1 protein-coding gene is annotated in these 11,866 nt (G+C 75.7%); it reads right to left on the reverse strand.

Annotation, left to right across the window (positions count from 1 at the left end):
- Positions 1-11: 11 nt before the first annotated feature.
- Positions 12-11,846 carry an SDR family NAD(P)-dependent oxidoreductase gene (locus tag ABFY07_RS35880; protein WP_346178518.1) on the reverse strand — a complete coding sequence of 3,945 codons (11,835 nt, stop codon included), beginning with the start codon at positions 11,844-11,846 and terminating at the stop codon, positions 12-14.
- Positions 11,847-11,866: the final 20 nt, after the last annotated feature.

Raw genomic sequence — 11,866 nt, forward strand, 5'->3', positions numbered from 1 at the left:
CAGATGAGCCGTCACGAGGGACCGAGTTCGTTGTCGATGAACGCGAGAACCTCGTCGGCGGTGGCGAGCGTGAGCCGGTCGGCCGCGTTGTCCTCGGCCGACGGCGCGGACGCCGCCTTCCATTGGGCCAGCAGACCCTCAAGCCGATCTGTCACCGCCCGTGCGTCCGCCTCCGGCAGATCGAGGGCCGACAGCGTGGACTCCAGCCTCGCCAGCTCGCCGAGCACCGGGTCCACACCGCCCGGGGTCGCCGGCCCCCCGTCCGCCACCAGCCGGCCGCGCAGGTAGTCGGCCAGCGCCTTCGCCGAGGGAAAGTCGAAGACGAGCGCGGCGGGCAGCCGCAGCCCGGTCGCGGCCGAGAGCCGGTTGCGCAGCTCGACGCCGGTCAGGGAGTCGAAGCCGAGATCCTTGAACGGGGCCTCCTCCCGGACGCGCTCGGGATCCGCGTGGCCGAGCACCGTCGCGGCGTTGCCGCGCACCAGCGTGAGCAGCTGCTGCCGCTGCTCCGCCTCCGGGAGCCCGGCGAGCCGGCGTGTCCAGTCGTCGGGGCCCTGTACGGCCGTGGCGGCCCGCCGCGCGGCCCCGCCTGAGCGGGTGGCCAGGCCGCGCAGTGCGGCCGGGAGGATGGCGACCGGCTGCGCGGCCAGCGCGGGTACGTCGAGGTTGAGCGCCACGAGCTGCGGGTCGCCGTGCCGGTGTGCGGCGTCGAACAGCGCCAGCGCGTGGTCGGTGGCCAGCGCCCTGACACCGGCGCGGCCCATCCGAGCCACGTCGGCTCGGCTGAGTTGCCCGGTGATGTCGCTGGTGGTGGCCCACAGGCCCCAGGCGATGGAGGTGGCCGACAGGCCGGCGTGCCGCCGCTGGGCGGCGAGCGCGTCGCAATAGGCGTTGGCGGCGGCGTAGTTGGCCTGCCCGGGGTTACCGAGGGTGCCGGAGACGGAGGAGTACAGGGTGAACATGGCCAGGGGGAGGTGCCGGGTGGCCTGGTGGAGGTTGGCGGCGCTCGCCGCCTTGGCGGCCCAGACGCGCCGGAGGGTGTCGGGGGTCTGGGAGGTGACCACGGCGTCCTCGACGATGCCCGCGGTGTGGATGACGCCGGTGAGGGGGTGAACCGGGTCGATGGCGTCCACGACCTGCCGCAGGGCCTCCGGGTCCGACGCGTCCGCGGCGGTGATGCGGACGGTGGCGCCCAGCTCGGCGAGGCGGTCCGCCAGGTCGGTGGCGCCGGGGGCGTCGGGTCCGCGGCGGCTGAGGAGGTGGAGGTGGGTGATGTGGTGGGCGGTGACGAGGTGTTCGGCGATCAGGCCGCCGAGCACACCGGTGCCACCGGTGATCAGAACCGTGCCGTCGGGATCGAGGGCGGGAGGGACGGTCAGCACGAGCTTGCCGGTGTGATCGGCCCGGCTCATGCGGCGGAGCGCCTGACGGGCCCTGGCCAGCGGCCACGCCCGCACCGGCAGGGGCGCCAGGACACCCTCGTCGAACAGCGCCCCCAGCGCCGCCAGCATGGGTTGGACGCGCTCCGGCCCGGCGTCCGGGACCAGGTCGTAGCCGCGGTAGTCCACACCGGGGAAGTCCTCGGCCGGCTGTTCGGGGTCGCGCGCGCCGGCCCGGCCCGGATCCAGGAAGCGGCCGCCCTCGGCCAGCAGGCGCAGCGAGGCGCCGGCCTGGTCGCCGGTGAGGCCGTTGAGGCTGTTGAGGACCACGTCGACGCCGCGGCCGCCGGTGGCGGCGCGGAAGGCGTCCTCGAAGTCCAGGTCGCGGGAGGAGGCGCGGTGGGCCTCGTCGATGCCCATCGCCTCCAGCACATGGTGCTCGGCGGGGTCGGCCGTGGCGTACACCTCGGCGCCCAGGTGGCGGGCGATCCGCACCGCGGCCGTGCCCACGCCGCCGGTGGCGGCGTGGACGAGGACCGACTCGCCCGCCCTGAGGCCCGCGAGCTCCACCAGGCCGTACCAGGCGGTGAGAAACGCCACGGGGGCGCCCGCCGCCTGGCTGAAGTCCCAGGCACCCGGCATCCGGGTCACCATCCGCGCGTCGGCGACGGCGACCGGGCCGAACGCGCCGTCGAAGACGCCCATGACGCGGTCGCCCGGGGCCACGTCGGTGACGTCGGGGCCCACCTCCAGGACGACGCCCGCGCCTTCGCCGCCGAGGCGGGTCTCGCCGGGTACCCCGCCCGTGGCGATCAGGACATCGCGGAAGGTGACGCCGGCCGCGCGCACCTCGATGCGTACGCGCCCGGCCGCCGGCTTCTCCTCCGCCTCGGTGAACGGCACCGGCGCCACGGCGTCGAGCGACGCGGCGCCCACCGGGGTCGCGGCCTCCAGCCGCCAGTTCCGCCGGTCTGTGGGGAGGGGCAGCGTGGCCGAGGCGGTCGCGCGGACGAGCCGGGGCACCAGGACCCGGCCGCCGCGGAGCGCCACCTGCGACTCGTCGAGGTCGAGCGCACAGCGGACCGCCTCGGCCACGCGGCCGTCGGCCTCGGCAAGGGCGTCGGGACCCAGGACCGGATCCGTGCCCAGGCCCGTGTCCGGCTCTGTGCCCAGGTCCGTGTCCTGGTCCGTGTCCTGGTCCGTGTCCTGGTCCGTGTCCGGGCCCGTGTCCAGGAGGACGAACCGGCCCGGGTTCTCCGTCTGGGCACTGCGGACCAGGCCCCAGACGGCCGCCGCTACGGGATCGACGTGCGTTTCCCCGTCCACGGCGACGGCGGCGCGCGTCATCACCACCAGCCGGACATCGTCGGGCCGCGGCTCGGCCAGCCAGTCCTGCACCAGGGCCAACGCCCGCTGGACGGCCTCCAGCTCGCCGCCCTCCCCCTCCCCCTCCCCCTCCGCCACCGGCGCCTTGACGAGGACCACCCCCGGCGCCGCCGCGGTGGCCTCCGACCGGTCGGCCGGCGGCGACGCCGGCGTCCACTCCAGACTGAACAGCCCCTCGGACAGGGGTTGCCGCGGGGCCTCGAGCCGGGCCGGCCGGACGGCGACGGCGTCCGCGGTGAGGATCGGCCGGCCGGCGGTGTCGGTGAGCGCGACGCGGTGCTCGTGGTCGCCGTGGGGGGTGACGCGGACCCGGGCGTGGGTGGCGCCGGTGGCGTGCAGGGTGACGCCGCTCCAGGAGAACGGCAGCCAGACCTGGTCGCCCGGGGAGTCCGTGACGGCGAGGAGGGGGTGCAGCGCGCTGTCGAGAAGCGCGGGGTGGATGGCGAGGGTGCCGGTGGAGTCGTCGGCCACGGGCAGGGCGATGTCGGCGAGCAGGTCCTCGCCGTGGCGCCACAGCGCCCGAAGTCCCCGGAGGGAGGGCCCGTACGCATAGCCGTTCGACGCGGCGCGGTCGTAGAAGCCGGTGAGGTCGACGGGCTCGGCGCCGGCGGGCGGCCAGGCCGCTTCCCCTTCCGCCGGCGGCTGCCGGTCGTCCGCGGGTTCCCCCGCCAGGGTGGCGGTGGCGTGCCGGGTCCACTCGGCCCCGGCGTCGGACCGGGCGCGCGCGTACAGGTGGAGGGTGCGGCGGGCGTCGTCATCGGCGGCGCCGATCACGACCTGAAGATCGAGATGTGCGGTGGGGTGGAGGACGAGTGGGTGGTGGAGGAGAAGCTCCTCGACGTGGGGGCTGCCGGTGTCCTCGGCGCAGCGGAGGGCGAGTTCGAGGACGGCGGTGCCGGGCAGCGCGACGGTTCCCGCGATGGCGCGCTCGGTGAGCCAGCTGTCGTGGCCGGCCGGAGGGACGCTCCCGGTGAGCACCAGGCCGCCGTCCGCCAGAGCCGCCGCGGTGTCCAGCAGCGGGTGGTCCAGGCCGGTGCCCCCGGGGGTGGCGCCGCCGGAAGGGCGGGGGGCGATCCAGTAGGGCCGGCGCTGGAAGCGGTAGGTGGGCAGGCCCACGGTCCTGGGGGCCGGATCGGTGCGGAACCAGGGCGTCCAGTCCACCGGGGTGTGACCGGTGTGCAGGGCCGCCAGGCTGTGGGCCAGGGCGGACACATCGGGTTGCCTGCCGGTGAGGGTGGCGAGCGCGGTGGCGGTGGTCTCCTCGGGGAGGGTGTGGTGAACGGCGTGGGTCAGCACGGGAGCGGGGCCCAGTTCCAGGAAGACGGCCGTGTCCTCGGCGAGGTGGGTGATGCTCTGGTGGAAGCGGACGGGCCTGCGGATGTGCCGGGCCCAGTAGTCGGGTGTGGCGATGTCCTCGCCCGCGGGCTCGCCGGTGAGGTTGCTGATGAGCGGAATGCGGGGCGCGCGGAAGGCCAGGTGGCCGATGGCCTCGGTGAAGGGGGCGAGGACGGGCTCCATCTGGGGGGAGTGGAAGGCGTGGGAGACCGGGAGGGCCCGGGTCTTGCGGCCTCGCTCCCGCCAGGCGGCGGTGAGCGCGGCGACCTGGTCGGCGGGGCCGGAGACGACGGTGTGCGTGGGGGTGTTCAGCGCGGCGACGGCCAGGTCGGGATAGTCGGCCAGGGTGGCGGTGATCTCCTGTTCGTCGGCGTTCACGGTGGCCATGGCGCCGCCGGACGGGAGGCCGCCCATGAGGGTGGCGCGGGCGGCGACCAGGCGGGCGGCGTCCTCCAGGGAGAGCACACCGGCGAGGTGGGCGGCGCTGATCTCACCGATGGAGTGTCCGGCGACCGCGTCGGGCGCCAGGCCCATGTCGCCCAGGAGACGGGCGAGGGCGATGTGGAGGGCGAAGAGCCCGGCCTGGGTGTAGGTGGTGTGGTGGATCAGGTCGCCGTGTGCGGGGTCGGTGGCGAAGACCACGTCGGCGAGCGGGTGTTCGAGGTGGGGGTCCAGGAGCGCGCGGACCTCGTCGAAGGCCTCGGCGAAGGCGGGGAAACGCCGGTAGAGGTCGGCGCCCATGCCGGGGCGCTGGCTGCCCTGTCCGGAGAACAGCCACACCGTCTTCCCCGGAGTGTCCGGAGCGGTGCCACCGGGGGTGGAAAGGCCGGGATGGGGAGACCCGTCGGCCAGCGCCTCCAGAGCGGCGGCCATCTCCTCGCGGTCCTCCCCGATGATCACGGCCCGCCGCTCGAACACCGCCCGTGTGGTGGTCAGGGACCATCCCACGTCCGCGACCGACGCGCGGTCGTCGGTCCGCAGGTGCTCGGCGAGCGCCGAGGCCTGCTCGCGCAGGGCCTGCTCGTCACGCGCCGAAAGCGCCCAGGGCGTCACGCCGCCCGCGACGGCGGGCGCGGCGGCCGGTTCGGGCGCGGGGCCGGGCGGTGGGGGCGCCTCTTCCAGGATCACATGAGCGTTGGTGCCGGAGGCGCCGAAGGAGGACACGCCGGCGCGCCGGGGGTGGCCGGTCGCGGGCCAGTCGGTGGCCTCGGTGAGGAGCTGGACGTGTCCGGCGGTCCAGTCGATGTGCGGGCTGGGTTCGTCGATGTGGAGGCTGGCGGGCAGCCGGCCGTGGCGCAGGGCCATGATCATCTTGATGACGCCGGCGATGCCGCTGGCGGCCTGGGTGTGGCCGATGTTGGACTTGACCGAGCCGAGCCACAGCGGCCGGTCGTCGGGGCGGTCCTGGCCGTAGGTGGCCAGGAGCGCCTGGGCCTCGATGGGGTCGCCGAGGGTGGTGCCAGTGCCATGGGCCTCGACGGCGTCGATGTCGGCGGGGCCCAGACCGGCGTTGGCGAGGGCCTGGGCGATGACACGCTGCTGGGAGGGGCCGTTGGGAGCGGTCAGGCCGTTGCTCGCACCGTCCTGGTTGATCGCGGAGCCGCGCAGTACGGCGAGCACCTGGTGGCCGTTGCGGCGGGCGTCGGAGAGCCGTTCGAGCACGACGAGCCCGGCCCCCTCGCTCAGGCTGGTGCCGTCGGCGGCGGCGGCGAACGGTTTGCACCGGCCGTCGGGCGCCAGGCCGCGCTGCCGGGAGAACCCGGTGAACGGATCGGGGGTGGCCATGACGGTCACGCCGCCCGCCAGCGCCAGGTCGCACTCGCCCTGGCGCAGGGCCCCGGCGGCGAGGTGCATGGACACCAGGGAGGATGAGCAGGCGGTGTCGACGGTGACGGCGGGGCCCTGGAGGCCGAGGGTGTACGCCACCCGGCCGGAGATGATGCTGCCGATGCTGGAGAGCATCGTGTAGCCGTCCAGGCGGGGGTCGCCGGGGGGCAGGCCGGTGGCGTAGTCGTGGTAGATGACGCCGGTATAGACGCCGGTCAGGCTCTCCTGGAGGGTGTGCGGGTCGATGCCGGCGCGTTCGAGGGCCTCCCAGGCGGTTTCCAGGACGAGGCGCTGCTGGGGGTCCATCGCCAGGGCCTCGCGGGGGTTGATGCCGAAGAAAGCCGCGTCGAAGCCGTCGACGTCATAGATGAACGCGCCCTCGGAGGCGTAGGTGGTGCCGGGGTGGTCGGAGTCGGGGTGGAACAGGTTGGCCAGGTCCCAGCCGCGGTTGGTGGGGAACGGACCCACCACCTCCCGTCCCGCCGCGACCAGGTCCCACAGCTCCTCGGGGGTGGTCACCCCGCCGGGGAAGCGGCAGGCCATCGCCACCACCGCGATCGGCTCGTCGTCCGCGCCGCCGGTCCGGGCCGGCGGCGGTGCGAGAGGCGAGGACACGGGCGTGCCGGCGGTCAGGCGGTGCAGGAGGTGGTCGGCGAGGCCCCGGGGGGTCGGGTAGTCGAAGACGAGGCCGGCGGGCAGGCGCAGCCCGGTGGCCTCGGCCAGCCGGTTGCGCAGCCCGACCGCTGTGAGGGAGTCGAAGCCCAGCTCCTTGAAGGCGGCCTCGGGCCGGATGGCCGCGTCGGAGGAGTGGCCCAGGACCACGGCGGCCGTCCGGCGCACCGTTTCCAGCACGACGTCACGCTGTCCGGAGGTGTCGAGACCGGCGAGGCGTGAGGCCAGGGCGCTTGCCACCGACCGCCGTTCCGCGGCGCGGCGCCGGGCGGGCCGGGCCAGGGCGCGCAGCAGCGCGGGGACCGCGGGGCCCGGTCGGGTGGCGAGCGGGTCTTCTTGCGGGTCCGCGGCCAAGGCCACCGGGCGGGTGAGGTGCGGCGCCGTGTCGAACAGGTGCAGGGCGTGGGGTGTGGCCCGTTCCCCCAGGGTCCAGGCCAGGCCGACGCCCGGGAGCCCGGCGGAACGCCGGTGGGCGATCAGCGCGTCGGCGCAGGCCCGGGCGGCGGCGCAGCCGGCCTGGCCGGGGCCGGCCACCACGTCGGTGACGGCGACGGAGGAGAGCACCGCGAACATCCGCAGCGGCAGGTCACGGGTGAGGGCGTGCAGATTCCACGCGCCGGTGGCCCTCGCCGCCCAGGTCCGCGACAGCCGCTCCTCGTCCCAGGCCTCCAGCGGGGCCGCGTCGGCCGCCTCGGCGATGTGCACGACGCCCACCAGTGGGTGGCTGTCGGGAATCGCCTCCAACGCCGCCGCCAGGGCGGTGTGGTCGGCGACATCGGCCGCAGCCGCCTCCACCTCCGCCCCCAGCGCCGTCAGCCGCTCGGCCAGGGCGGCCGCCTCGGGGGCCTGGCCGCCGCGGCGGGAGAGCAGCAGCAGCCGCGGGGCGCCGTACGCGCGCACCAGGTGCTCGGCGACCACGCCGTGCGACGGACCGGGCTCACCGGCCACCACCACCGTGCCGCCGGAGAGATCGACCCCCGGGCGCTCCCCGGGCCGCTCGACGGCACGCAGCAGACGGGGAACCGAGACCGCGCCCGAACGGACCGCGATCCGCGGCTCGTCCGCGTCGATGGCCCGGCGGACCGCCTCGGCCAGCCTTTCGCTCCCGCTCGCGGCGGCGGCGGCGTCGGAGTGGGTGCCGGTGCCGGTGCCGGTGCCGGTGTCTGTGTCTGTGTCTGTGTCTGTGTCTGTGTCGACCAGCGTGATCCGGCCCGGGTGCTCGGCCTGGACCGCCCGGACCAGGCCCCAGACGGCCGCGCCACCCGGATCCGGGGGCCCGTCCTCCTCGCCGGCCGAGACCGCGCCGGAGGTGACCAGCACCAGCCGGGCGTCCGGTGACCGGGGCTCGGCCAGCCAGTCCCGGATGAGCCCCAGCGTGCGCCGGACAGTGGCCAGACCCGTCTCGCTCCCGGTGCCGGAGTCGGCCGCCGGTGCCACGGTGCGGACAACCAGGTCCTCGGTCTCCGCCGGCTCGGGCCGGTCCTCCGGCGGCGGCAGCGGCAGCCACTCCACCGTGAACAGGCCGCCCGCGCCACGCCGTTCGGCGGCCTTCAGCCAGTCGTCCCCGGCCGGGCGCAGCGCGACCGAATCCACGCTGAGCACGGGGGCGCCGGTCGGGTCCGCCACGACGACGTTCAGCTCGCGGCCTTCGCCGTCCTCCGACCGCCGCGCGCGGAGCCGGACCCGAACGCCCGTCGCGCCGCCCGCGTGCAGCGACACACCGCTCCAGACGAACGGCAGCCACAGCGGGCCGTCGGCCCGCCGGCGGTCCAGCGCCACCGGGTGCAGGGCGGCTTCGAGCAGCGCGGGATGGATGCCGAACCCGTCGGCGCCCTCCCCGGCTCCCTGGTCCAGGGCCACCTCGGCGAGGAGATCGGGGCCGTGCCGCCACACCGCCTGGACGCCCCGGAACGTCGGGCCGTACCGGTAACCGGCCGCCTCGGTGCGCGCGTACAGGTCGGCGATGTCCACCGGCTCGGCCCCGTCGGGCGGCCAGGCGCCGGTGAGCTCCGTCCCGGCCGTCGTCCCAGTCCTCGTCCCGGCCGTCGCGCCGGGCGCGAGGGTGCCCGTCGCGTGGCAGGTCCAGATGTCCCGCTCCCCGGGTCCCTCCGGTGTGCCGGACGCGGGTTGGGAGCAGACGCGCAGCTCGCGGCGCCCGTCCTCGTCGGGGGCGTCCACCACGAGCTGGACCCGCAGCTCGGAGGTGGCCGACAGGGTCAGGGGCACCTGGAGGGTCAGCTCCTCGATCCCGCCGCAGCCCGCCTCGTCGGCCGCCCGCAGCGCCCACTCCACCAGGGCCGTGCCGGGCAGCAGGACCACGCCCGCGACCTCGTGCTCGCCCAGCCAGCCGGCGTCACCGGCGGCCGGAAGACGCCCGGTCAGCAGGAGCCCGCCGTCGGCGAGCCCCGTCGCGGCCGACAGCTGCGGGTGTTCCACCGGCCGCAGGCCGGCCGCGCTGACATCGCCCGCCGTACGGCCCGCCGCCACCCAGTAGCGCTCGCGCTGGAAGGGGTAGGTGGGCAGGTCGGTGGTGGCGACCGGGGCGGTGGGATACCAGGGCCGCCAGTCGACGGCGAGCCCGGCGGTGTGGGCGTGGGCGAGGGCGCCCGCGAGGTCGAGAGGGCCGCCGTGGTCGCGGCGGAGGGTCGGGATGGTCGTGGCGGGCACGTCGGCGTCGTCGATGGCGTCCTGGATCCCGGGAGTGAGGACCGGGTGGGGGCTCACCTCGATGAAGTGGCGGTGGCGGTCGGCGAGCAGGGCGGTGAGGGTCTCGGTGAAGCGGACCGGCCGGCGGAGGTTGGTGAACCAGTACTCGGCGTCGAGCGGGGCGCCCGCCGGCGGCTGGGCGATGACCGTGGAGTAGAAGGGGACGGTGGGCGCGGTGGGCGCCAGATCGGCGAGTTGCGCGAGGACGGTGTCGCGGATGCGATCGACGTGCGAGCTGTGGGAGGCGTAGTCCACGTCGATGGCGCGGGTCCGCGCGCCCTCGGCCTCGGCCGCCGCCAGGACCGCGGTGATCTGCTCGGGCGGCCCGGAGACGACGGTGGAGCGGGGGCCGTTGTGGGCGGCGACGGCGACGCCCTCGGCCGCCTCGCCGAGGCCGGTCAGCAGGCGGGCGGTGTCCTCGGCGCCGAGGGTGAGGGAGGCCATGGCGCCGTGTCCGGCGAGGGCGCGGAGGGCCTGGCTGCGCAGGGCCACGACCTTGGCGGCGTCGTCGAGGCTGAGGGCCCCGGCCACGCAGGCGGCGGCGATCTCGCCCTGGGAGTGGCCGATGACGGCGGCCGGGGTGATGCCGAAGTCCTGCCAGAGGCCGGCCAGGGAGACCATGACGGCCCACAGGGTCGGCTGGACGACATCCACGCGCGCTGGGTCGGTGGCGGTGTCGGTGCCGCGCAGCACGGCGGTGAGCGACCAGTCCACGTACGGCGCCAGGGCCCGCTCGCACTCCGCGATCCGGGCGGCGAAGGCGGGGGAGGAGTCCAGCAGGCCGACGGCCATGCCGGACCACTGGGAGCCCTGGCCGGGGAAGACGAAGACCGGACCTTCCTCGGGGTCGAGGGCGGCGCCGCGGATCAGGCCGGGGTGTTCACCGCCGGCGGCAAGGGCCTCCAGGGCGGCGGTGAGATCGGGCAGCCGGGTGCCGGTGACCACGGCGCGCTGGTCGAACGTGGCGCGGGTGGTGGCCAGGGACCAGGCCACCTCGGTGGGCGAGACGTCCGGGGCGTCGGCGACGGCCCGGACCAGCCGGCGCGCCTGGTCGGCCAGGGCCTCCCGGGTACGGGCCGAGAGCACCCAGGGCACCACGCCGCCCAGGACGGCCGGCCCGCCGGCGCCTTCCGCCTCCGGCCCCGGGGACGGGACCGGCTCAGCCGCCTCCTCCAGGATGACGTGGGCGTTGGTGCCGGAGATGCCGAACGCGGAGACGCCGGCCCGGCGCGGGCGGCCGGGGGCCGCCGGCCAGCCGACCGGCTCGGTGAGCAGCCGCACCGTGCCGCTGCTCCAGTCCACGTGCGAGGTGGGCTCGTCGACGTGGAGGGTGGCCGGCAGCGAGCCGTGCCGCAGGGCCATCACCATCTTGATGACACCCGCGATCCCGGCGGCGCCCTGCGTGTGCCCGATGTTCGACTTCACCGACCCCAGCCACAGCGGACGGTCCTCCGGCCGCTCCTGGCCGTAGGTGGCCAGCAGCGCCTCGGCCTCGATCGGGTCGCCGAGCGTGGTGCCCGTGCCATGGGCCTCCACCGCGTCCACCTCGACGGCCGCCAGCCCGGCGTTGGCCAGCGCCTGGCGGATCACCCGCTGCTGCGAGGGCCCGTTGGGGGCGCTCAGCCCGTTGCTCGCGCCGTCCTGGTTCACCGCCGAACCCCGGACGACCGCGAGCACCCGGCGCCCGTGGCGCCGGGCGTCCGAGAGCCGCTCCAGCAGCACCAGGCCCGCGCCCTCGGAGAAGCCCGTACCGTCGGCCGCGGTGGCGAACGGCTTGCACCGCCCGTCCGGGGCCAGGCCGCGCTGCCGCGAGAACTCCGTGATCACGTTCGGGGTGGACATGACCGTCACCCCGCCGGCCAGGGCCAGGTCGCACTCGCCGTGCCGCAGCGCCTGGACCGCCAGGTGCATGGCCACCAGGGACGACGAGCACGCCGTGTCCAGCGTGACCGCCGGGCCCTCCAGGCCCAGGGTGAAGGCGATACGGCCGGACACAACGCTGAGCGCGTTGCCCGTCAGCAGGAAGCCCTCGGCGCTCTTCTCGATGTGCGGCGTGCCGAACCCCGGCACACCGCAGCCCGCGTAGACGCCGGTGGAGCTGCCCTTGAGGGCGGTCGGGTCGATGTGGGCGCGTTCGAGGAGTTCCCAGGCGGTTTCCAGGAGAAGCCGCTGCTGGGGGTCCATGGCGAGGGCTTCGCGGGGGCTGATGTTGAAGAAGGAGGCGTCGAACCGGTCGGCGTCGTGGACGAAGCCGCCTTCCTGGATGTAGCTGGTGCCGGGGTGGTCGGGGTCGGGGTGGTAGAGGGCGGTGAGGTCCCAGCCGCGGTTGGTGGGGAAGGGGCCGATGGCGTCCGCGCGGGTGTCCACGAGCTGCCACAGGTCTTCGGGGGAGTCGATGCCGCCGGGGTAGCGGCAGGCCATGGCGGTGATGGCGATGGGTTCGTGGTGGCGTTGTTCCGCTTCGCGCAGGCGCTGTTTGGCCTCGCCCAGATCGAGGGTGACCCGCTTGAGGTACTGACGCAGCTTGTCTTCCGTGGACGACATGGTTCCTCCCCCTCACTCCT

This window comes from Streptomyces sparsogenes subsp. cuspidosporus, assembly GCF_039532705.1.
Classification (GTDB): domain Bacteria; phylum Actinomycetota; class Actinomycetes; order Streptomycetales; family Streptomycetaceae; genus Streptomyces; species Streptomyces sparsogenes.

Coding starts and splice junctions, on each gene's coding strand:
- ABFY07_RS35880 (WP_346178518.1), bottom strand. CDS start 11,846: ATGTCGTCCACGGAAGACAAGCTGCGTCAGTACCTCAAGCGGGTCACC.